Origin of the sequence: Chitinophaga vietnamensis (assembly GCF_902167635.1) — a bacterium.
Taxonomy (GTDB): Bacteria; Bacteroidota; Bacteroidia; order Chitinophagales; family Chitinophagaceae; genus Chitinophaga; species Chitinophaga vietnamensis.
Genome location: NZ_CABHMS010000005.1, coordinates 300,457 through 321,825, shown reverse-complemented (window position 1 = coordinate 321,825; position 21,369 = coordinate 300,457). Strand labels below are relative to the sequence as shown.

Here is a 21,369-nt window from a genome sequence, read left to right as displayed (position 1 = left end):
TTATTTTAACAGCGTTGTCAATTAGTTATTAACTAACTGTATTTCAATAAATTATGAGAATAAAATTAAGCGGTTTTTAATCCACTATCACCATTCATCCACTCAAAACTGCTGTTGTAACTGGCATTGGACCATCGTTTTTCTTCCTCCAGGGATCGCATCCCAGCCTGTTCCAATAGGGCCGCCACCAGGATAAATCGTTTGATGCCACCGCAGCCAGGCCACCAAACCGCGGCGTAGCTTGTAACTTACATTTACATAGTACTGCCAACCATCTCCATAAAGCTGCGATACCGCGTTATCATAGCGCACGCTGTGCTCAAAAGCGTATATACGCGACTGATAGCCTCCCGTCAGGAAGCGCGCCAGCCGGGCATTTACACCGAGCGGCAAATGCCGGCCATGCCAGGCCACGTCCTGCGCCAATAACCATCCCTGCTGCGCAGCGCCCGCCTTAACGCTGTAATAGCTCCATTCCAGCCGTGATTGTATATGGAAGACGCGGCCGGGTTGATAACTGCCCTGAAAACGTATATGCGTCAGCGTTATAGGCGTCAATACTTTCACCCTGCCAACTGTTACATTTTCTTCATATCGGCGGCTATTGCAACGCAGCGCCCAGGTATAGCGTTTGTTGGGCGTATAAGTAGCAGCCAGCAACCATTCATAGCCCTGGCTCGGCGCATTGGCGCGGTACTTTATCCAGGGAAAATAAAACAGGTCGCCAAATGCATCCAGTTGCAGGCGCGCATTTACCTTGAGCGTAATACCTGTGTACAGTCCCTGCTCGTTGACGGTACGGTAACTATCGCCAAAACCTTTGGTATACATACTTTGATAGGCCTTATCATAATAGCGGTATAACGCAGCAAGGCCCAGCGATGGCGACAGGCTCATCAGCAAACCCTGCACCACGGCCGGTTTGCCGTGCATATCCACTGCGGCTTCTCCAAAAAGGTGCAGGTTACGCCAGTTGCCGCTATAGTCGATACTCGCATTAGCCACCTGATCACCGCCTGGATCGAATTGGTCATAGGCTGCTTTTCCCGCTTGCAGCGGCGGTGTAAAATGATGCCATATACCATTGATACCAATCTGCCAACGGCGGCCACTGTGGCGGATATTGGTGCCTGCACTCCATTGTTGCAGCGTACCTTTTTTCGCTATCTCTTTTTCACTTCGGTGATAACCACTGCTGTTAATGGCACTCACCTGTGCGCCATCAAGTGAATCTGTAGCCATGCTGCCATCCAGGCGGCGGAAAGAAGTGAAGGCAGTGAGCTGCCATGCCTGCTGCTGTAATGTAATAGCTGCGCCCCTGAAGAAATAATATTCTCCTGCAGAAGTGTAAGGCCGCAACACATCTCCTTCCCTTTTCACCTGCATCACGGCGGCGCCTTTGCTATAGGCCATTGCATGCCATTGTATCAGGCCCTGACCAAGGTTCACCGTATAATCACCCAATGCGAAAGCCCTTATCTTCCTGTAATTACGCAGGAAAATATGCGCGCTGTAAAAATCAAATCCCTGGCGCTGCCCGCCCCTAAAAAATGCTTCGCCGGCATCTTTCTTCATCACTACACCCCAGCTGGCATATCTGCCGAATGTATAACGGTAACGTATAAACGCTTTATCCGGGCTGCCGCGGTAAAAAGGCAGGGTACTGTCGGTATGTCGATAGCCTTTGGCTTTCTCCAGCACACGGCCGTAACGTAGCAGCAGCGTGCGTTCTCCCTTGCTGAAATAATCGCGGAGGGAATAATGCGGGGCCAGGTCGTTACCCACTTTTACGTACGGCAATATGCGCTGTATCACTTCGGGCTCAAAGCCAGGCACTGCCTGCAACTCGTAGATACTCACCAGGTCGCCGAGCAGGCGGCGGTAAGCCAGCAGGTTACCGACTTGCAAAGGCGTTAGCAGTCCTAACGATTGTAGTGCCGCCTCATCGGCATCATTGAGTTGCAACCGGTGTGCAGCCAGCATATCCAGCTGTTGCCACTGGGCGTCGTCATCGGAGCTTGCATTGGTGTTGGCCGCCTCATTTTCCAGTTGCTGGGTGATGGCGGCAGGTATATGTTCTTCTTCCTGCTGCTGCGCTATTGCATAGGTATGTATCCCGCACAGGCATAGCATCGTTAACACACATCTGTTCATGTGAATTCCAGATTAACAAACAATAAAAGTTCAAGACAGGGTTGTGGATTGGGTCAACAAAACGCTATCTTCTTATACAAAAATAATAGCGTTGCAGGTGGGGATTGTTTATTGGATGTTAACAAAAATCCGGATATGCTGTTTTCTTCAACATATCCGGATCTCTTTATCAGAACAGCCCATAGAGCTGTGAGTCAATACGGGAGATGATTTCGCCGAGGTCTTCTTCGCTGTCAGGGAACTTATTTTTGTCAATATCTATGACCAGCAAAGGCCCTTCTTTATATTTCTCGATCCAGTTGTTGTAATATTCGTTCAGGCGTTTCAGGTAGTCGAGGCGGATATTCTCTTCATATTCCCTGCCCCGCTTCTGTATCTGGGCCACCAGTGTAGGCACAGACGCTTGCAGATAGATCAACAGGTCCGGTGGTTTCACCATCGACTTCAGCGTTTCGAAGAAATTGAAATAATTATCGAAATCACGTTTGGTCATCAGGCCCATTTCATAGAGGTTGGGCGCGAAAATATGGGCATCTTCATAGATCGTACGGTCCTGTATAACAGTGTCTTTGCCGTTCTGTATTTCGAGCAGTTGTTTCAGGCGGCCGTTCAGGAAGTAGATCTGCAGGTTGAAAGACCAACGCGGCATATCCTCGTAAAAGTCGTTCAGGTAAGGATTGTGTTCCACATCCTCATACTGCGGATTCCACTTGTAATGCTTGCTGAGCATTTCTGTCAGCGTAGTTTTGCCGGCGCCGATATTCCCGGCGATAGCGATATGTTTGATCTTGTTCTGTTTTGCCATGCGTTCGCGGATAGGAGTAAGCATTGAAAATAGCGACTAGTCGCGACTTTTTCAATAGTAATTTATACCGATAAGTTTTTGGGCCTGTTGCAAAGTTTGTGCCGCATTCGCCCTGGCTTTTTCGGCGCCCGCTTTCATGATCTTGCGCAGGAAGTCTTTGTCTTGCTGCAATGCCGCCGCTTTTTCACGGATAGGCGTAATAAATTTCACCATATCTTCTCCCAGCTGTTTTTTCATATCACCGAAGCGGATGTTCTGGTTGGTCCATGCATCTTCGTAAAACTTCACCACATCCGCAGTGGATACGAGTTTCATCAATTCGATGAGGTTCTGGACAGATTCCGGCATAGGCGCGCCGGGTTCGCCGTTGCCGCTATCGGTTTTGGCTTTGCTGATCTTCTTCCTGATCTTTTCATCATCATCCGCGAGGTAGATGGTGGCCATTTCGTTTTCGCTTTTGCTCATTTTACCGTTACCATCGAGGCTGGCGATGCGCACGAGGCTATCGCCATAATTGAAGGCTTCCGGTTCGGGGAATAGCTGACCATAGCGGCGGTTGAAGCGCTGGGCAAAATTGCGCGCCATTTCGAGGTGCTGGCCCTGATCCTTGCCCACAGGTACTTTCACGGCACGTTGTATGAGTATATCCACGCTCATCAGTACAGGATAGGTAAGCAGACCGGCGTTTACGTTATCGGGCTGCTGGCGTACCTTGTCTTTGAAGGTGGGTACTTTTTCCAGTTCGCCCATGTAGGCCAGGTTATTCATCAGCAGGTAGAGCTCTGCAATCTCTTTGATATCACTTTGTACATAGAGCGACACTTTTTCCGGATCGAGGCCAGAGGCAATGTTCTCCGCCAATACGCGCATCACGTTGCCTTGCAAGTCTTTCGGATCGGGATGCGTAGTCAGTGAATGCCAGTCGGCCACAAAAAAGTAGCAATTAAATTCTTCCTGCATCCGCACGTAATTACGGATCGCGCCGAAATAGTTTCCGAGGTGTAAATAACCAGTGGGGCGGATGCCGCTCACCACAATTTCTTTTTCTTTAGCCATAACAAGGCGCAATTTAATGATTTGTGCATTGGAGAATTTGAGAATTTGGGAATTTCTTTCCCAATCCTCAAATTCCCCAAATCCATAAATCCGTAAATCCATAAATCCTCAAATACTTATTGGCCGTTTATCCCTAATTTTGGGGTCATATCATTTTAGCACTTATATTTTATTATCTTTTGATTTAATTTGAATATGGAAGTGAACGACGCCCTGGTGCAACAGCTGGCAGATTTATCCAGACTGGAATTCAGCGAAGAAGAGAGAAATGATATCCGTGGCGACCTGCAACGGATGATCACTTTTGTGGAGAAACTGAACGAACTGGATACCACTAATGTAAGCCCCTTGCTGCATCTGACGGAAGACTATAATGTTTTCAGAGAAGACAAGGTGGTTCCATCCATTACCCGTGCAGAAGGCTTGCAGAATGCACCCGCGGCCAACGACGAATATTTCAGGGTGCCAAAGATCATTAAGAAATAAATCCGCATGCAAAAGTCCGTTATTCATCTCGAGGACATCCGCAAGAGTTACTATCTCGGAAAAAATGAACTTCCTGTACTGAAAGGCGTAACCCTGGATATATTCAAGAACGAATATGTAGCATTGATGGGGCCTTCCGGTTCGGGAAAGTCGACCCTGATGAATATCCTCGGATGCCTGGACTCCCCTACCAGCGGACGTTACATCCTCAGCGGCCATGATGTGAGCAAGATGGAAGACAATGCCCTCGCTACCGTTCGCGGTAAAGAGATCGGTTTTGTGTTCCAGCAGTTTAACCTGATGCCCAGGCTCACCGCACTGGAAAATGTGGCCATCCCGCTGATATATGCCGGCGTAGGCAAAAAAGAAAGAGAGGAGAAAGCCCGCGCCATGCTCGAAAAAGTAAGACTGGCAGACCGTTTCGACCATAAGCCCAATGAGCTTTCCGGTGGCCAGTGCCAGCGTGTAGCCATCGCCCGTGCACTCGTAAATGACCCCGCGCTCATCCTCGCTGACGAACCCACCGGTAACCTCGATACCAAAACTTCTATCGAGATCATGGATATCTTCGGCCAGATACATGCATCCGGCAATACCGTAGTACTCGTTACCCACGAAGAAGATATCGCCGAACATGCCAGGCGCGTGATCCGCCTGCGCGACGGCGTAATAGAATCCGACCGCATCAATGAAAAAAGAGTTATAGCAACGAATTGATTTCAAGTATAGTTGCGCGCTGCGCGCGCTTTTCACGCAGAGGCGCAAAGCAGCAGAGCGACATAAGATAAATGAAAGTATTTCATTGAGAGGGCTTTTAAGGCCCTCTTTTTATTGGGTAAAACTTGCGGGCTCGCCCGCCCTTTGCTGCTTTGCTTCTCTGCTGCTCTGCGTGAAAAACGCGCGCAGCGCGAGGTCATCTCTCCAGAAACTTCTTCGTAACTTTATCACTATGAAAATATATACCAAAACAGGCGACCGCGGCAAAACCTCGCTCATAGGCGGTACCAAGGTGCCGAAGAGTGATCTCCGTATCGATGCCTATGGCACCGTGGACGAGCTCAACTCTTACATCGGTCTCGTCAACGATTATACCGCCCACACGGAGAAAAAAGCGCAGCTGAAAGAAATTCAGGACCGCCTCTTCACCATCGGCGCAGCGCTGGCCTGCGACCCCGACAAGGAAACGAAGATGAAGATACCCGACCTGCATGAAGAAGATGTTACCCTGCTGGAACGCAGCATCGATGATATGAACACCGAACTGCCGCCCATGAAATCGTTCATACTGCCGGGCGGCCACGTAGCCGTATCCACCTGCCACATCGCAAGATGCGTATGCCGCCGCACCGAACGCCTCTGCGTAGGTATGCAGGAACAGGATATGTTCATCGAACCAGTGGTGATCAAATATCTCAACCGTCTCAGCGACTATCTCTTTGTGCTTGCCCGCTGGACTTCCCATCACCTCGGCGTGGAAGAAATACCCTGGAAGCCGAGAGTAAACTAGTATTTCCGTAAATTCGCTTTATGTTCACAGGAATCATAGAAACATCAGGAGAAGTAATTGCTACCAGGCAGGAAGGCGGTAACCTGGTCATTACTATACAGACGCCCATTGCAGGCGAATTGAAAGTGGATCAGAGTGTGGCCCACAACGGTGTATGCCTTACCGTTACCAACATCGGGCACGACACTTTCGACACCGTAGCCGTAGCCGAAACATTACAAAAAAGTAATCTTGGCCAGCTCACGCCAGGCCAGCAAGTGAACCTCGAAAGAGCCATGGTATTCAATGGCCGCATCGACGGGCACCTCGTGCAAGGCCATGTAGACAGTACCGGCGAATGCATTTCAAGAGCAGAACAGGACGGCAGCTGGCTGTTCCGCTTCCGCTACCCGGCTACCTTCGCAGGACTGCTCGTAGAAAAAGGCTCCATCTGCCTCAATGGCATCAGCCTCACCATCTTCGACGTTACCAACAGCGAATTTTCCGTGGCCATCATCCCGTATACATACGAACATACCAACATCCAGTACATCCAACCCGGCGACAGCGTGAACCTGGAATTTGATATCCTCGGGAAATACGTAGCACGCCAGTTGGCAGTAAGGTCTTAAACCACTTCAGATATTGAAACGAAAGCTGCTGCTGATCATATCACTGGCGCCGCTGCTGGCATTCAGCCAGCAGCGGACCATCGTAGCCGTTAAAGCGGTATACGATTCTTCCGCCGTTACAGAACTGTATAACCGCACCGCCATCGGACTGATATTCACCTACAGCGATAGCTCGCACCGCGCTACCACCGGCTATCTTCACGGCGACTACAAATGGAAACAGGCAGACGTTTCCACCTCCAACGGCAACTTGCAAAATGGTTTTCTCGTATTCAACCGCATGCAACTGGCACAGCAGCATTACCAGATCCTGCTGACCGTGAATACGCCGGAAAACGCCGCCGGTAAGCCTTTACAGGCCATACTCACCCTGCCGCACGTAATCGGCATCCGCTTCAATCATTATACCGACAGCCTCAAACGCGAAATTCCTTTTTATCTCAATGTAGAAGGAAAATTCAACAGCGGAAAGATATTCCCGCTGGATACCACGTTGATCCGCTTCAGCACTTCTGCCGGACAGCTCAACGGACAAAATCTTGTGTTGGAAAAAAATGATACCACCAGGCTGATTACCGTAGAAGCCTGGTACAAGCCTAATCCCAATATGTACCTGCGTTCGGTGATACCGGTGAAACAATTGCCAGATAAGGATATCCCGCCTATGGAAAGCGTAAGCCCGGGCCGCCGCAGGGGCAGACATTGATCAGATCAACATCCGCGCCTTCAGCTCCAGGTATTTGTTCACCACATTCAATGTGAGGTTTTCAGGGGGCGTTAACAAAGACATGATACCATACTTCGCCAGCTCTTTCACGATCAGCTTTTTATCGTAAGCAAACTTTTGCGCAATGGTTTGTTTGTAGATGCCCTCTACATCGCGGGCAGTTGTTTCCGTTACTTTTTTCAGTTCGGTATTTTCAAAGAACACCACCAGCAACAAGTGGTAACGCGCCAGGCGCCGCAGGAAGGGCAATTGCCGCTGCAAGCCCGACATCGATTCGAAATTGGTGAACAGGATCAGCAAAGAACGTTGCGACAAACGGCTGCGCAGTTGTACGCTCAGCGTTTCGTAATCGCTCTCCTGCCATTGCGTTTGCTGCGAATACAGGGATTCCAGAATATTATTTAACTGTACTTTTTTGCTGTTAGCCGCCAACATCTCCACCTGTTTTTCCGTGAAGGTGATCAGTCCGGCCTTATCGCCCTTATTCAACGCCACATTGCTGAACACCAGCGAAGCGTTTACCGCGTAATCCAGCAGGGTCATACCATTGAAAGGCATTTTCATCGTGCGGCCTTTATCGATCACACAATATACCTGCTGCGATTTCTCTTCCACATAATTATTCACCATCAGGTTACCAGTGCGGGCAGTAGCTTTCCAGTTGAGCATCCGCACATCATCTCCCTTTGTATAAGGCTTGATATGATCAAACTCCATACTGTGGCCTATTACACGGCGTTTATGCACCCCCAGCTCATTGAGGCGGTTCATGAAAGAATACAGCGTGTAATGACGCAATTGCAAAAAGCTGGGATATACGCTCACTGTTTTTTCATTATCGAAAACGAAGCGGCGGCTGATCAACCCCAAAGCGCTTTTCACAAAAATATTCGTATAGCCGAAATCGTAAGTGCCTCTTTCCACCGGGCGCAGGACGTAACGGAATATGTGTTCCGCGCCGGCGTCCACGCGACCTTCCATCAGGAAATCGCGCAGCTGGAACTGGAACGGCACTTCGTCGATCATCGACACTTCGAGCGGAAATGGATAATGGTTCTGTAATACTACCAGTACTTCGTTTTCATCGCCATTGCTGAAACGCGGGCTCATCCTGCGTTCCACCGAAATGATATCCCGGGGGCGCAAAAGCAGCAATGCCATATCCAGCAGGAGTAGCAACAGCAGCACGCCAATGGCGATCAGGGCCACGTTATACAGCGCCGGAAAAAAATAGGCACAGATAAACAGCAGGATATTAGCCCCCAGCGCGAAATACAGCCGCCTGGTGAAGAAGAGTATCTGGTATAGATTATTTTTTACGGTAGCAGACATGTTATGCGCTTTTATACAGATTATCTCGGCACTTCAATCATCTTGATGATCTGTGCGATCACATCATCTGTAGTGATGCCTTCCATTTCACGCTCCGGCGTGAGCATGATACGGTGGCGGAGCACATGCGGCACCATATCCACGATATCATCCGGGATCACGAAATCGCGGTTGCGCATGGCTGCCATGGCTTTGGCGCAGTTCATCACCGCAATGGAAGCACGTGGCGAGGCGCCGAGATACAGCGATGCGTTCATACGTGTTTCGTTGATGATAGACGCGATATAATGCAGCAGCTTTTCGTCGATACGTACCTGGCGCACGAGGTTCTGGTATTCGATCACCTGGGTGGCGGTCACCACTTTGCTGGCCATGTGCACGAGATCGGTCACGCCATTCAGCTGGTGGATACTTTGCAGCACGGCTACTTCTTCCTGGAGGTCAGGATATTTCACTTCTATCTTGAAGAGAAAGCGGTCCAGCTGCGCTTCCGGCAGGCGGTAAGTACCTTCCTGCTCAATAGGGTTCTGGGTGGCGATCACCATAAAAGGGCGGTCCAGCGAGTAGGTAACGCCGTCGTTGGTGATCTGTCTTTCTTCCATCACTTCAAAAAGCGCCGATTGTGTTTTTGCAGGGGCGCGGTTGATCTCATCGATCAGCACGAGGTTGCTGAACACGGGCCCTTTTTTATATTCAAATTCACGGGTTTGCGGATTGAATACGGAGGTGCCCAGTACATCGGCGGGCATCAGGTCGGGCGTGAACTGGATGCGGGAGAAGTTAGCATCCACGCACTGGGCCAGCAGCTTGGCTGTCAGGGTTTTGGCAACGCCGGGCACTCCTTCTATCAGTACATGACCCTGTGTGAGCAAACCTGCGATGAGCAGGTCTACCATCTGGTGCTGTCCTACAATTACTTTTCCGATTTGCTCCCTGATCGCCTCTACACCGGCATGTAAGGCAGAAAAGTCAGTTCTGGGCTGGAAGGTATTGATGTCCATTGTTATTTCGTATTTAAATAAAAAAGTTGAATGCGTTTATAAAATTCACGGAGATATTCATCGCTTACGTAACCTGCCTGCTGAATGTGATCGATCATGCCCAGCAGTTCGCGGATATCGCTATCTGGCAGGGAAGCCTTTCTGGACAAGGTTTCCACGAATTGCTCGTTCAGCGCATTGGTGTTGATATAATAACGGTTACGGATATACTCCAACAGGTGTAATATCATTTTGTGCGCGAGGTTGTAGTTATCGTGCTGTTGATAATACAATTGCCCGAGCGCATCTACAAATTCCAGCGAGGTATTCGCCAGTGCGGGTTTATCCGGGATGATGCGTTGCCGTCTTTTACTTTCGAAGATCACATACAGCAACATGAGCAACACGATCAGCCACAATGCCCAGCGCATGGCGGGATAGCGCATAAGCACCTGCCACTCGGTGAAGGCGCCACTGCGGGCCGAATGCTGCGCGGAATAATAATCATCCCAATAAATATTGGCCGCTACCTGGTCCATGTACGACAATTGATGCGCCAGCGCTTCATTATTATTGTTATGCAACACAAAATAATTGGTGAACGTATAAGGGTTCAGCAAGAGGAATATCCTGCCACGGCCATATTCAATGCGTACGAAATTAGGTTTGCCTTTATAGTTGGAGCCGAGCACCGTTGTGAATGTGCTATCCATGCCGGAGAAGTAGCTGCCGCTCACCATCCCGTTATAGCGGTAAGATGCATTGAACGGTACTCGCGTGCCGGAATATGCATTGACCTCAACACGGGGATCATAGTAAGATTGTACTGCTTTGTTCTGCTCATCCTGGAAGTTCTCTCCATCTACTACTTTCAGGTCCAGTTTTTTAGCGAGCACCGGATCAGGCTTGTTCACGGCGATGAATAGCTCATTGCCATTCATGGCATAGCTCAGCATATCTTCCACATCCTGTTCTGTGGCGAATAATTCATCGGCCACCAGGATGTAAACATTGCTGGTATGTTTCAGTTCATCGTCCTTGTCGTAGGAGCGGGTGAACGGTTTGGTCAATATCTGCACGGGACGGTTGCCAAACAATGAAGGCAACATTTTCACCGCAGCATAGGCGCCACCGGCTTTTTTGTCTTTGCTGGCGAAAGACGAATTTTTCATATCGGTGGTCTGGTCTTTACTGCTATTGCTCCGTATGCCGGTGATCACCAGCAGGATGAGCAGTACCGCTCCGATTGTTACGGCGATATAAACTAATTTCGACTTCACGCGGCTTTTCCTATTTGATTTACAAAATCCCTGAATTGCTGATCGATCAAGCGGTAATCATCTTCCCCTACTTCAAATCCGCCGTACCAGATATATTCATAATCCATCGTAAGCATGGCAAAAGCTTTATAGTAGCTGGTATTACGCATGCTGCGCAGGTAATCGTTATTGGTTTTTTCTTTGCCCGGTTTGATCAGCTCGCGACCAGCCAGCAGGAAGAGCGTGTAGAGATACCACCAGCGCGTAGCCTGACGAATATTGCCCGATTGCACCGCTTCCCTTATCTTCTCTTCGTACTCGGCCGGATGATGTAATTCCTCTTCCTGCACCACTTCTACACCATCTATCAGCACGGGTTTGCGGAAGATGCTCAAGCCATTGCGTTTCAGGAAAACATACAAGAGGTAGGCAATGAGCCCTATTATCAGCAAGATGATGATCCAGCGGAAGAAAAAGATATTTTGTGCGATGAAGCGGAAGATACCGGCGAAGAGCATCGTCCAGAACCCCGGCGTGGTATCCTTTTTCTCTTCCGGATGATATTGCAAACGTGGATCGTCTTTCAATTCCCTCAAAACAATATCCGATACCGGGCGGTTGTTATAGGCTGGCAATACGCTACCAGATTGATAATTGGGATTATTGCCGGCAACGGCATCTGTATCCGCAGGCACGGTGTCCTGCGCTTCATCAACCTGAAATTGTCTTGGATGAAGATTGGCAGAATCGATGTATTGCTGTATCTCTTTGTTCGCGGCGGCTTCTGCACTATCTGCCACCTGCTGTTGTTCCCTGTTTTGTGCGAATATGGCCGCCGGCAAACAAAGCATCAGCAGCAGCCAGATGCTTTTAATGACTTTCGATTTCATGTTGGCGGCTTTGATTGACAGGCATCAGCACTTTACCTTCCGGCGACAGCTGATAGCCGCGGCGGTAAAGGCGTATGGGGTAGATGATAAAATAACCGATGATAAATGTCAGCGATGCCAGCAGAATGAAGAGGCTCAACCATACCGGCATTTCTGTATGACGGGTTACAAATCCTTCGAGGAAAGCGGCTACAACAAACACCGGCACCAGCGTTACCATGATCTTCACCCCATCTTTCGCACCTTTCTTCAGTGCGTCTATCCTTTTGCGCGTGCCGGGAAAGAGCAGGCTGTTACCCATGATCAGGCCGGCGCAGCCTGCGATCACGATACTGGATATCTCCAGGGTACCGTGTATCCATATCACCAGTATGGATTTCCAGCCAAGGCCATGTGAGAAGAAAATATACTGGAACGCCCCGAGCATAATGCCGTTTTTGAACAAAATATACAAAGTTCCTACCGAGCAAAAAATGCCGAATATAAAACAGGTCATGGCCACGTAGATATTGTTGATCGCGATGTAAAGGAACATCACTACTTCGTTCCCGCTTTTATATACGCCAAAAGGATCGCCGTTGGCGATGTTGCGCTCGGTCATATTGATGTATTCATCTCCCAGCACGCCTCTCACAAAGGTTTCGTCATGTGCGCTGGAGAAGGCGCCCATCACGCAACACAGCAGGAAAAAGCTGAACGTGAACAACAACAAACGATGATATTTGCGGAAGAGCAGCGGCAGCTCATATTTGAAGAAGAGCTGGAAACGGCCCACCTGCTCACGACGGTTCTGATAGATAAGCTGGTAGATGCCCGCAGCAATGCCATTGATATATCGTGTAACCTTGCTGAAGCTGTAAAACGTTTTGGCGTAGGATAAGTCATCCAGTAAGGATACGAATCGGTCGGCCATCTCATCCGGGTTATCAGTATGCTCCTCCTGGTATTTTTTCCAACGGGGCAGATTCTTCTTGATAAACAATGATTCTCTCATAATGAGTCAATTCCCTTTTAAAAAATCCAGATAAAACCTACAGTGACAGGTTACTTACGCGGGAAGTATGAGCAAACATACTTAAATCGTTAAACAATATATAAACAATATGTAAATTTGTTTATGAGCAATATAAAAATCCCCACTTCATTCAATATAGACCTGGAGTTTGAATCGGCAGACCTGGGCCAGCGCTTCCTGGCATGGCTGATAGACCTTGCGGTGCGTTTGGCATTTGTGCTGTTGGTGGTTGTGGTCATCAATGGTATGGTAGACAATGGATCATTGAAGGCAATACTGTTTGTTATCTTCCTGGGGATTCCTTTACTATTGTATTTTCTGCTGGCGGAAATTATCATGCGCGGGCAAACGCCTGGTAAAATGGCCATGAGCCTGAAAGTGGTGAGTATGATGGGCAACCAGCCATCTATAAGCCAGCACCTGGTACGTTGGCTGTTCCGCATCATAGAGCAGCCGGGGTTTTTCTGGGCGCTGATACCGATCATTTCCATTGCGCGCTCGCCCTATAATCAGCGGGTGGGTGATGTAGTGGCCGGTACAATTGTGATCAGCACCAAGCGGAAAGGCAGTATTGAAGAAACCATCTTCCGCGATCTCTCGCATACCGACTACCAGCCTCATTTTCCGCAGATCATGAAACTCTCCGACAGGGATATGAACAAAGTGAAAGACCTGCTCGACCGCGCACTCAAAGCCAAAGACGAAGATCTTGCGGCAAGGGTGGCATTCCGCGTGAAAGAAGTATTACACATCCAATCAGATATGAGCCACACCCAATTCCTGGAAACGGTACTGAATGATTATAATTACTATACAACGAAGGATAATTAAAGCGTAGTTTGTCTTACTCAGGATTATTTTGATTGAAAGGATTACCAGGATTTTTTTATCGGGATTAATAAAGATTAAATCAGGATTTTCGATTTGATCTTCGCGAATCCTTAAAAATCCTGATAAAAAAATCCTGGTAATCCTTTCAATCAAAATAATTCTGAGTAAGACAAACTACGCTTTAATCACAATCGTGCCGCTCCATTTATCATGCCATGGCGCGGTGCCAAGGCCGGAAAAATTATCGAAAGGCACCAGTCTTGAAAGCGTTCTTCCTAATACTTGTCCTAAAGACATATCTTCACCGTTTTCATTCACCGCGCGGGTGCGGGTGATGAACTTGCCGAGGGTACGCCCTCTGGTGGCTACTTCCATAATAAAATAGTATGGAAAGGCGATGATGATCGTTGTTAGTATAGAGTTCTTTTCCCAGAATTCACCCATAAAGATCATCATGCAGGCGCATAAGATCACGATCAGAAAATAATCGATCAGGTAATTCGCGAAGCGCTGCCCTTTGGTGGCATGCTCCAATACGGGCTCTTCATGAAGATCATCCAGAAGGTCCGTTTTTATTTCAGGATGGTGTTCCATAGACAAAGGGTATAAGTGGTTAAATGCCTTTGCCGATGTTGCTTACATCATCTATCAAAGAGGCAGACGGGTTACCGGCAGGGCCTTTATAGGTGATCGTTCTGTCGAACGCAAGGATGGCGAGGAAGATAGGGCCAAGAAATATCAGGCCAACGGTGAATCCTTCACTTTTACCAAAGCTCTTGCTCAACAGGTTCATCACCCAGATGCCGAAGACGATGTTAAGGAAAGGAATGCAGAACAGCAGTAACCACCACCAGGGCTTACCAACTATTTTGAGCATGATAATCACGTTGTAGATAGGGATGAGACATTTCCATCCTTCTTCACCGGCTTTTTGAAAAACTTTCCAAGTACAGATAATTGAAAAAACCATGTAAAGTAACCAGAAGATCATAAAGCCTGCACCAAACGCGGCGCCTACAGCAGAGCTGCTTTCGTAAGAAGTTGTTTCCATAAATTTGAGGTGTTTAAGATGAATATGGATACGGAGGTTGAGCCGTATGCCAACAAATATATAAATTTTCTCCAGTACACATAATACAAGCAGTATTAACATAAAAAGAATGCGTAGAAATACTCATCGCAAATTTTTTTTAGAGATTCCTTTTATAAAATTTGGATTTACAGTGCATTGTATTACCTTTGCAACCGGCAAGTCTTATACGACCAGCTCCTGCTGAACTCCCCCAGGACAGGAATGTAGCAAGGGTAGGCGGTTGTAGCGGTGCGATATAAGTAACTTGCCTTTTTTATTTTAAAAAGGTCATTAGTCGCTGTCAATAATTAACTGGTTGCGATTCACCTCCTCCGCTAATGACAGCTACTCCACTAAGCTGACGCAACATTCCTGACAAAAAATTTTTCATCATATGAAATTCTTTATCGATACAGCTAATCTGGCGCAAATACAGGAAGCTCAGGATCTCGGTATTCTGGACGGTGTTACCACCAACCCATCCCTGATGGCAAAAGAAGGTATTAAGGGAGAAGCAGCCATTCTGAAACACTACAAAGACATTTGCGAAATCGCCGTTAATGGCGACGTAAGCGCAGAAGTGATCTCCACCGATTTCAAATCTATCATTGAAGAAGGTAAGAAACTGGCTGCTATTCACCCGAACATCGTGGTGAAAGTGCCCATGATCAAAGACGGCGTAAAAGCTATCAAATGGTTTACCGACAACGGTATCAGAACCAACTGTACCCTGGTGTTCTCCGCAGGTCAGGCGATCCTCGCTGCAAAAGCAGGCGCCGCCTACGTTTCACCATTCATCGGCCGTATTGACGACAGCAACTGGGATGGCGTGGAGCTGATCGCTCAAATCGCCAACATCTACAGCATACAGGGTTTCAAAACTGAAATCCTCGCGGCTTCCATCCGTAACGCACTCCACATCGTAAAATGTGCAGAAGTAGGCGCCAACGTATGTACTTGCCCGTTAGATTCTATCCTCGGCCTGCTCAAACATCCGTTAACAGACATCGGCCTGGCGAAATTCCTCGAAGACGCCAAAAAGATGTAAGTAAATATTTTTTAGATGGTCCCATCCCCGGTGTAGCTATTGCGCCGGGGATTTTTTTTCGGTAAATTTATCTCTATCATTCACCAAATAAATTCCACATGGGGAAATATATCCTTGCGCTTGACCAGGGAACTACCAGTTCGCGCGCCATCATCTTCGACCACCAGGGAAGCATCCGTGCCGTTGCCCAAAAAGAATTTAAACAAATTTTCCCGCAGGCAGGATGGGTAGAACACGACCCCATGGAAATATGGAGCTCCCAGGCCGGCGTAGCCGGTGAAGCCATCCTCAAAGCCAATGCCACCGGCGAAGATATCGCCGCCATCGGCATCACCAACCAACGCGAAACCACCATCGTATGGAACCGCAAAACAGGCAAGCCTGTACACAACGCCATCGTATGGCAGGATAAACGTACTGCCGACTACTGCGCACAACTTAAAAAAGAAGGCAAGGAACAGATGGTGAGAGAAAAAACAGGCCTCCTCATCGATGCCTATTTCTCCGCCACCAAAATAAAATGGATACTCGATAATGTGCCCGGCGCCCGCCAACAGGCCGAAAATGGCGAACTTGCTTTCGGTACGGTAGACAGCTGGCTGGTATGGAACTACAGCCACGGCAAGCTACACATCACCGATGTGAGCAATGCTTCCCGCACCTTGTTGTTCAATATCCACGATATGAAATGGGACGATGACCTCCTGTCCTTATTCAACATCCCTGCATCCATGCTCCCGCAGGTGAAACAATCCAGCGAGCTGTATGGCAATACAGAAGCCACGATCACGCCCTATGCCATCCCGGTTGCCGGCATCGCCGGCGATCAGCAGGCCGCCCTCTTCGGACAGCTGTGCACCCAACCCGGCATGATCAAAAATACTTATGGCACTGGATGCTTTATGGTGCTGAATACCGGAGATAAACCCATCCCCTCCAAAAATAACCTGCTCACCACCGTAGCCTGGCAGATCAATGGTAAAACCAGCTACGCACTGGAAGGCAGCATCTTCATCGGCGGCGCGGTAGTACAGTGGCTGCGCGACGGCCTCGGCATCATCCGCCATTCTGCCGATGTGGAAAAACTCGCTTCTACCGTGGCCGACAGCGACGGCGTATATCTCGTGCCAGCCTTCGCCGGATTGGGCGCTCCCTACTGGAACCAATATGCCAGAGGCACTATGGTAGGCCTTACGCGTGGCTCCAGCGCAGCGCACATCGCACGCGCCGCACTCGACAGCATCGCCTTCCAGACTAGAGACGTACTCAAAGCCATGGAGGCCGACGCCAACATGACCATCTCCGAACTCCGCGTAGATGGCGGCGCTACCAACAACAACATGCTCATGCAGTTCCAGGCCGATATCCTCAATGGCCGCGTTATAAGGCCCGTTGTAACTGAAACCACCGCACTCGGCGCCGCCTACCTCGCAGGGCTCGCCGTTGGCTTCTGGGACAGCATCGAAAGCATCAAACAACAATGGAAAGTGGATACCAGCTTCGAACCCGCCATGGAAGCGGCACAGCGCGATAAACTATGTCGCGACTGGAAACGCGCTATCAAGGCCGCACAAGCCTGGACCGAAGAATAAAATTTTTTGATTTTTGAATTTACGGATGTGAGAATTTGATCAAAATTCTCACATCCGTAAATTCAAAAATCCGAAAATCCAATCACCAAATATCTAAATAATAAAATACCCAAATTCTCATGTCTCCTTTTTTAGCAGAAATCATTGGAACGGCTTTTCTCATTGCGTTGGGAGATGGTGTGGTGGCGAATGTTGTTTTAAGCAAATCAAAAGGTAACCAGGGCGGCTGGATCGTGATCACCCTCGGATGGGCCATGGCCGTGTTTGTAGGCGTATATTGTGCAGGGCGCTACAGTGGCGCGCACCTCAACCCTGCGGTAACGCTGGCGCTGGCAGTGAAAGGCGATTTCCCCTGGAGCCAGGTACCTGCTTATTTTATTGCGCAGCTCCTCGGCGCTATGCTGGGCGCAGGGCTTGTATGGCTCATCTACAAGCAGCAATTCGACGAATCCACCGATGCTGATGGCAAACTCGCCGTATTCTGCACGGGGCCGGCTATACGAAACAGCTTCTATAATTTCCTCACCGAATTTCTGGCCACCGCCATTTTTGTGCTGGCAGTCCTCTTCATCACCAAACCCGCTACAGGACTGGGTTCGCTGGATGCCCTACCGGTAGCATTTCTTGTATTGGCGATCGGCCTTTCCTTAGGCGGCCCCACAGGCTATGCCATCAATCCCGCCAGGGATCTCGGTCCCAGGCTCATGCACTTCCTTCTCCCCATCCCCGGCAAACGCAACAGCGACTGGCCCTACGCCTGGATCCCCATCCTCGCTCCACTAGCTGGCGGCGCCGTAGCGGCGTGGTTGTTCGCGCTCTTAGCGTAGTTTGTCTTGCTCAGGATTATACTGATTGAAAGGATTACCATGATTTTTTTTATCAGGATTAATAAAGATAAAAGAAGATTGACGAGAAGATCAATGAGGTTCCAGCCCTTGAAGCGCTTTGAGCGCTTCAAGGGCTATCGTTGCGAACGATCTTCGTAAATCCTTCTTTCATCTTTATTAATCCTGATAAAAAAAATCCTGGTAATCCTTTCAATCAGCATAATCCTGAGCAAGACAAACTCCGCATAAACTTTCATTATTTTCTGAAAGTTTAGTAACTTTGATAATCCTTAGCAGCGGCACAGCATTTGCCGAACAGCTGCAAGGGGAAAAATGTTACGTAATGAGCACCTTTTAAACAGATGAATTATGATCCAGCCCAACATTCCGGAAACCAATCTGCCAAGGATAGTCATTGTCGGCGGCGGCTTCGGTGGTATCAATCTCGCCAAACAGCTCAAACATGCTCGGGTACAAGTAGTACTTCTTGACAGAAATAACTATCACCTCTTTCAACCCTTATTATACCAGGTATCCACCGCAGGGCTGGAACCCGACAGTATCGCATTTCCGCTGCGCGGTATCTTCCGGAAACAGCACAACCTTGTATTCCGCATGGCCGAAGTAACCGGCGTTCGCGCCGCAGAAAACATACTGGAAACAGGTATCGGCGAAATTCGCTACGACCAGCTCATCTTTGCCACCGGCAGTAATACCAACTTCTTCGGTAACAAACAGGTAGAAGAACATGCCATCGGCATGAAATCCCTGATAGAGGCCGTTCAGATCAGGAACTACGTTGTAAAACAATTTGAAGAAAGCCTGCTGCTCAAAGATCCTGAAGAGATAAAACCTAAACTCAACTTCGTGATGGTAGGCGGCGGCCCCACCGGCGTAGAACTCGCCGGCGCCTTCGCCGAACTACGCAAATATATCATGCCCAAAGACTACCCCGACCTGCCACAGAACCTGATGAACGTATATCTCATCGAGGCAGGACCCAGGCTGTTGGCATCTTTCAGCGAAAGCACCTCACAGAAAACCATGGAGGCATTACAACATATAGGCGTGAACGTGATGGTAAACACCAGCGTGAAAGACTACGACGGACAAACCATCACCCTCAATAATGGCGAACAGATCAAAACACAATCCCTCCTCTGGGCCGCCGGCGTAAAAGGCGTACCGGTACTGGGTTTGCCACAGGATATCCTGCTACCCAACGGACGCATTATCGTGAATGAATTTAACCAGGTGAAAGGATTTAATAACATCTATGCCATCGGCGATATTGCACAGATGACCAACGATAGCCGCTTCCCTAAAGGCTATCCCATGGTGGCGCAAGTGGCCATCCAGCAAGGAAAAAATCTCGCACACAACCTGCGCCTGCAAATGGAGCAAAAGCCCATGAAAGCATTCCACTACAAAGACCTCGGCAGCATGGCCACCATCGGCCGCAACAGAGCCGTAGCGGAACTCCCCAGCATGCGCCTCAGTGGCTACTTTGCATGGATCGTATGGATGGTGGTACACCTGATGAGCCTCCTCGGTTTCAGGAACAAACTCGTTGTGTTCATCAACTGGTTCTATCGCTACTTTACTTATGAGAGAGGAACCCGCATCATCATCAAACGCGGCGCCGCCAATATTGTGAAACTGCGGCAAACAGTAGGCGTATAAATGAAATAATTACGGATTACGAATTAAGAATTACGGCCTGAGAAAAAGATCATTGGGGAGATAGTTGCGAAGGTTAGAAGCCCTTGAAGCACTCAAAGCGCTTTAAGGGCCGATCTTCGCAACTATCTCCCCAATGATCTTTTTCTCAGGCCGTAATTCTTAATTCGTAATCCGTAATTATTTTCTGTTTAACATGGAATTCAAGGTAACAGTGGCTACCAGCTCATCAGACCTTGCGCCCAATGCACGGTAATATAACAGTATCGTATAGTTATTCTCTGTCTCCCAATAATCCCCTTCTGTCAACTCTGTATCAAACCTGGCATCGGGCTTCGTTTTATCTACCAGTCCGTAGAAGTAATTGTAATAGCCCTGCTTCAGGAAAAGCGTGCCTTCATAAGCGCGCGTAGCGCCATTGTAGGTTAGCTTGCTCATATCATTACACTCGTAATTGGTGAGTTCACCAAAGATGTACATATCATATCCGGCGTAAGGTTCCGGCGATGCAAAGGAAAAATGTACCGTGGCATAATCGCCTTCAAAGTTAGGATCATAGCCATCCAGCGTAGCGAGATAGTATTTACCATTGATATCTTTGATGAACTGGTATACCTTGTCGGCCCGCTCATGTTCAGGGAAGGCATATACGTCGGTGCTGCTGGCATGATACTCCGTATGCTGTACTCTCTCTGTTTGCAAACGGAAACTGCGCAGATCGATCCAGCGGAACTCCTTGCCGCCAGGGAAGATACAATCCACCTCTGTATTGTATTTGATCGTATTACCGTTGATGAACTGCGGCCGGATATTCGAAATGCAATTATCCCATCTGCCATTCTGCAGGATCACCACTTTCACCTGGTCAAATGGATTCACCACATTCAGTGCGGCGGTATTCACTTCAAAGTTTACTTTCTGGGTTGTTTTGAACAGCTTGGGGCTTACCGGCTGCTGAATAAAACCTGTTAACCCGGCTTTATTCTCTACCACCATCAAACGGCGGGTAAATGCCAGTTGCGACGTATCGCTATCGAGATATACTTTAAGCAGGTAATTACCTGATTTGATCGGGTAACTGTTAGTGCTCGGCAACTGCACACTGTAGTGCGTATAACGTTGCAGCGCTACGCTCGACAAACGGTAATTGAGTATCCTGGTTTCAGAGAAGCCGCGCAGGTATTCCAGCTGGTTCACCGTAGCAGGCGTCCAGTCGGCATTACAGAGCACAAAAGAATAGTAGTAATTCTTCACGTCATTGTCCAGGTCATCGAACGACAGCTCCAGTTTATCACCGGAGTTGAGCGTGTAAAGCGGCAACCCCAGCGGATCTCCGGCAGGATTCAGTTTTACCGATTTGATGTTGTTGTAATACACATGATCAGGTGTAACAGCGTTTGCCTGCGCCAGTGCTTCCACAGTACAAAACAGGGAAAACAGGGCAGCCAGGAACAAAAAGGCTTTACGCATAAGTGCTAATTGATTGTATTCAAGTTA

The 21,369-nt window shown here is 48.6% G+C and carries 21 protein-coding genes and 1 other RNA gene; 11 read left to right on the top strand and 11 right to left on the bottom strand.

Annotated elements, in window-relative coordinates; translation table 11 throughout:
- Positions 1 to 102: 102 nt before the first annotated feature.
- The 3 genes from FPG75_RS15555 to trpS form a co-directional block, all read right to left on the bottom strand.
- The gene (locus tag FPG75_RS15555; protein WP_143307779.1) at positions 103 to 2,154 is read right to left on the bottom strand and encodes a ComEA family DNA-binding protein; all 2,052 of its coding nucleotides are present in this window, start codon (positions 2,152 to 2,154) and stop codon (positions 103 to 105) included.
- A gap of 169 nt (positions 2,155 to 2,323) precedes the next feature.
- A complete protein-coding gene (locus FPG75_RS15550) occupies positions 2,324 to 2,959 on the bottom strand; it encodes a deoxynucleoside kinase (protein WP_143307778.1) in 636 nt (211 codons plus the stop codon).
- Between the two features lie 51 nt (positions 2,960 to 3,010).
- Complete coding sequence (gene trpS, locus FPG75_RS15545; protein WP_143307777.1) at positions 3,011 to 4,015, bottom strand: tryptophan--tRNA ligase; 1,005 nt, start codon at positions 4,013 to 4,015, stop codon at positions 3,011 to 3,013.
- 195 nt (positions 4,016 to 4,210) lie between these two features.
- Between trpS and gatC the strand changes: the two genes are divergently transcribed.
- From gatC to FPG75_RS15520, 5 genes are all read left to right on the top strand, one after another.
- Positions 4,211 to 4,501: an Asp-tRNA(Asn)/Glu-tRNA(Gln) amidotransferase subunit GatC gene (gatC, locus tag FPG75_RS15540; RefSeq protein WP_143307776.1), complete on the top strand. Its 291-nt coding sequence runs from the start codon at positions 4,211 to 4,213 to the stop codon at positions 4,499 to 4,501.
- A 6-nt stretch (positions 4,502 to 4,507) separates the two neighbouring features.
- A complete protein-coding gene (locus FPG75_RS15535) occupies positions 4,508 to 5,218 on the top strand; it encodes an ABC transporter ATP-binding protein (protein ID WP_143307775.1) in 711 nt (236 codons plus the stop codon).
- Between the two features lie 232 nt (positions 5,219 to 5,450).
- The gene (locus FPG75_RS15530) at positions 5,451 to 6,008 is read left to right on the top strand and encodes a cob(I)yrinic acid a,c-diamide adenosyltransferase (protein WP_143307774.1); all 558 of its coding nucleotides are present in this window, start codon (positions 5,451 to 5,453) and stop codon (positions 6,006 to 6,008) included.
- Positions 6,009 to 6,028: 20 nt separating this feature from the next.
- Positions 6,029 to 6,619 (top strand): riboflavin synthase, encoded by a 591-nt coding sequence (locus tag FPG75_RS15525; RefSeq protein ID WP_143307773.1) that lies wholly within the window; start codon positions 6,029 to 6,031, stop codon positions 6,617 to 6,619.
- 13 nt (positions 6,620 to 6,632) lie between these two features.
- Entirely contained in the window at positions 6,633 to 7,325 is a 693-nt protein-coding gene (locus FPG75_RS15520; RefSeq protein ID WP_143307772.1) for a hypothetical protein, read from the top strand.
- Here FPG75_RS15520 and FPG75_RS15515 read toward each other — a convergent pair whose 3' ends face one another.
- The 5 genes from FPG75_RS15515 to FPG75_RS15495 are packed head-to-tail and all read right to left on the bottom strand — an operon-like array spanning position 7,326 to position 12,801.
- Positions 7,326 to 8,678 (bottom strand): DUF58 domain-containing protein, encoded by a 1,353-nt coding sequence (locus FPG75_RS15515; protein ID WP_143307771.1) that lies wholly within the window; start codon positions 8,676 to 8,678, stop codon positions 7,326 to 7,328. It abuts the gene before it with no gap.
- 20 nt (positions 8,679 to 8,698) lie between these two features.
- Positions 8,699 to 9,679 carry an AAA family ATPase gene (locus FPG75_RS15510; RefSeq protein WP_143307770.1) on the bottom strand — a complete coding sequence of 327 codons (981 nt, stop codon included), beginning with the start codon at positions 9,677 to 9,679 and terminating at the stop codon, positions 8,699 to 8,701.
- Between the two features lie 2 nt (positions 9,680 to 9,681).
- The gene (locus FPG75_RS15505; RefSeq protein ID WP_143307769.1) at positions 9,682 to 10,938 is read right to left on the bottom strand and encodes a DUF4350 domain-containing protein; all 1,257 of its coding nucleotides are present in this window, start codon (positions 10,936 to 10,938) and stop codon (positions 9,682 to 9,684) included.
- Complete coding sequence (locus FPG75_RS15500) at positions 10,935 to 11,807, bottom strand: DUF4129 domain-containing protein (RefSeq protein ID WP_143307768.1); 873 nt, start codon at positions 11,805 to 11,807, stop codon at positions 10,935 to 10,937. The genes FPG75_RS15505 and FPG75_RS15500 overlap by 4 nt, the downstream gene beginning before the upstream one ends.
- Positions 11,788 to 12,801 (bottom strand): stage II sporulation protein M, encoded by a 1,014-nt coding sequence (locus tag FPG75_RS15495; RefSeq protein WP_143307767.1) that lies wholly within the window; start codon positions 12,799 to 12,801, stop codon positions 11,788 to 11,790. The genes FPG75_RS15500 and FPG75_RS15495 overlap by 20 nt, the downstream gene beginning before the upstream one ends.
- Positions 12,802 to 12,924: 123 nt before the next feature.
- On the opposite strand from FPG75_RS15495, the gene FPG75_RS15490 reads away from it, so the two are divergent.
- Positions 12,925 to 13,653 (top strand): RDD family protein, encoded by a 729-nt coding sequence (locus FPG75_RS15490; protein ID WP_143307766.1) that lies wholly within the window; start codon positions 12,925 to 12,927, stop codon positions 13,651 to 13,653.
- A 174-nt stretch (positions 13,654 to 13,827) separates the two neighbouring features.
- Here the strand turns inward: FPG75_RS15490 and FPG75_RS15485 are convergent, their stop codons facing one another.
- A complete protein-coding gene (locus FPG75_RS15485) occupies positions 13,828 to 14,247 on the bottom strand; it encodes an RDD family protein (protein ID WP_143307765.1) in 420 nt (139 codons plus the stop codon).
- 19 nt (positions 14,248 to 14,266) lie between these two features.
- Positions 14,267 to 14,704: a DUF5684 domain-containing protein gene (locus tag FPG75_RS15480; protein ID WP_236652803.1), complete on the bottom strand. Its 438-nt coding sequence runs from the start codon at positions 14,702 to 14,704 to the stop codon at positions 14,267 to 14,269.
- 195 nt (positions 14,705 to 14,899) lie between these two features.
- Here FPG75_RS15480 and ffs point away from each other — a divergent pair.
- From ffs to FPG75_RS15455, 5 genes are all read left to right on the top strand, one after another.
- Positions 14,900 to 14,999: signal recognition particle sRNA small type (gene ffs / locus FPG75_RS15475), an RNA gene on the top strand.
- 120 nt (positions 15,000 to 15,119) lie between these two features.
- Positions 15,120 to 15,773: a fructose-6-phosphate aldolase gene (gene fsa, locus FPG75_RS15470; protein WP_143307764.1), complete on the top strand. Its 654-nt coding sequence runs from the start codon at positions 15,120 to 15,122 to the stop codon at positions 15,771 to 15,773.
- 98 nt (positions 15,774 to 15,871) lie between these two features.
- Positions 15,872 to 17,365 carry a glycerol kinase GlpK gene (gene glpK, locus FPG75_RS15465; RefSeq protein WP_143307763.1) on the top strand — a complete coding sequence of 498 codons (1,494 nt, stop codon included), beginning with the start codon at positions 15,872 to 15,874 and terminating at the stop codon, positions 17,363 to 17,365.
- Positions 17,366 to 17,484: 119 nt separating this feature from the next.
- On the top strand, positions 17,485 to 18,192 hold the full coding sequence (locus FPG75_RS15460) for an MIP/aquaporin family protein (protein WP_143307762.1): 708 nt from the start codon (positions 17,485 to 17,487) through the stop codon (positions 18,190 to 18,192).
- Positions 18,193 to 18,561: 369 nt separating this feature from the next.
- Complete coding sequence (locus FPG75_RS15455) at positions 18,562 to 19,875, top strand: NAD(P)/FAD-dependent oxidoreductase (RefSeq protein WP_143307761.1); 1,314 nt, start codon at positions 18,562 to 18,564, stop codon at positions 19,873 to 19,875.
- Between the two features lie 177 nt (positions 19,876 to 20,052).
- Here the strand turns inward: FPG75_RS15455 and FPG75_RS15450 are convergent, their stop codons facing one another.
- Positions 20,053 to 21,342: a type IX secretion system plug protein gene (locus FPG75_RS15450; RefSeq protein ID WP_143307760.1), complete on the bottom strand. Its 1,290-nt coding sequence runs from the start codon at positions 21,340 to 21,342 to the stop codon at positions 20,053 to 20,055.
- Positions 21,343 to 21,369 lie beyond the last annotated feature (27 nt).

Bases quoted from the DNA above. Each gene is read 5' to 3' on its own strand.
- FPG75_RS15450 (WP_143307760.1), bottom strand. From the start codon at position 21,342: ATGCGTAAAGCCTTTTTGTTCCTGGCTGCCCTGTTTTCCCTGTTTTGT.
- FPG75_RS15490 (WP_143307766.1), top strand. From the start codon at position 12,925: ATGAGCAATATAAAAATCCCCACTTCATTCAATATAGACCTGGAGTTT.
- FPG75_RS15530 (WP_143307774.1), top strand. From the start codon at position 5,451: ATGAAAATATATACCAAAACAGGCGACCGCGGCAAAACCTCGCTCATA.
- fsa (WP_143307764.1), top strand. From the start codon at position 15,120: ATGAAATTCTTTATCGATACAGCTAATCTGGCGCAAATACAGGAAGCT.
- FPG75_RS15460 (WP_143307762.1), top strand. From the start codon at position 17,485: ATGTCTCCTTTTTTAGCAGAAATCATTGGAACGGCTTTTCTCATTGCG.
- FPG75_RS15455 (WP_143307761.1), top strand. From the start codon at position 18,562: ATGATCCAGCCCAACATTCCGGAAACCAATCTGCCAAGGATAGTCATT.
- FPG75_RS15535 (WP_143307775.1), top strand. From the start codon at position 4,508: ATGCAAAAGTCCGTTATTCATCTCGAGGACATCCGCAAGAGTTACTAT.
- glpK (WP_143307763.1), top strand. From the start codon at position 15,872: ATGGGGAAATATATCCTTGCGCTTGACCAGGGAACTACCAGTTCGCGC.
- FPG75_RS15500 (WP_143307768.1), bottom strand. From the start codon at position 11,807: ATGAAATCGAAAGTCATTAAAAGCATCTGGCTGCTGCTGATGCTTTGT.
- trpS (WP_143307777.1), bottom strand. From the start codon at position 4,015: ATGGCTAAAGAAAAAGAAATTGTGGTGAGCGGCATCCGCCCCACTGGT.
- gatC (WP_143307776.1), top strand. From the start codon at position 4,211: ATGGAAGTGAACGACGCCCTGGTGCAACAGCTGGCAGATTTATCCAGA.
- FPG75_RS15555 (WP_143307779.1), bottom strand. From the start codon at position 2,154: ATGAACAGATGTGTGTTAACGATGCTATGCCTGTGCGGGATACATACC.
- FPG75_RS15485 (WP_143307765.1), bottom strand. From the start codon at position 14,247: ATGGAACACCATCCTGAAATAAAAACGGACCTTCTGGATGATCTTCAT.
- FPG75_RS15495 (WP_143307767.1), bottom strand. From the start codon at position 12,801: ATGAGAGAATCATTGTTTATCAAGAAGAATCTGCCCCGTTGGAAAAAA.
- FPG75_RS15550 (WP_143307778.1), bottom strand. From the start codon at position 2,959: ATGGCAAAACAGAACAAGATCAAACATATCGCTATCGCCGGGAATATC.
- FPG75_RS15515 (WP_143307771.1), bottom strand. From the start codon at position 8,678: ATGTCTGCTACCGTAAAAAATAATCTATACCAGATACTCTTCTTCACC.
- FPG75_RS15480 (WP_236652803.1), bottom strand. From the start codon at position 14,704: ATGGAAACAACTTCTTACGAAAGCAGCTCTGCTGTAGGCGCCGCGTTT.
- FPG75_RS15510 (WP_143307770.1), bottom strand. From the start codon at position 9,679: ATGGACATCAATACCTTCCAGCCCAGAACTGACTTTTCTGCCTTACAT.
- FPG75_RS15525 (WP_143307773.1), top strand. From the start codon at position 6,029: ATGTTCACAGGAATCATAGAAACATCAGGAGAAGTAATTGCTACCAGG.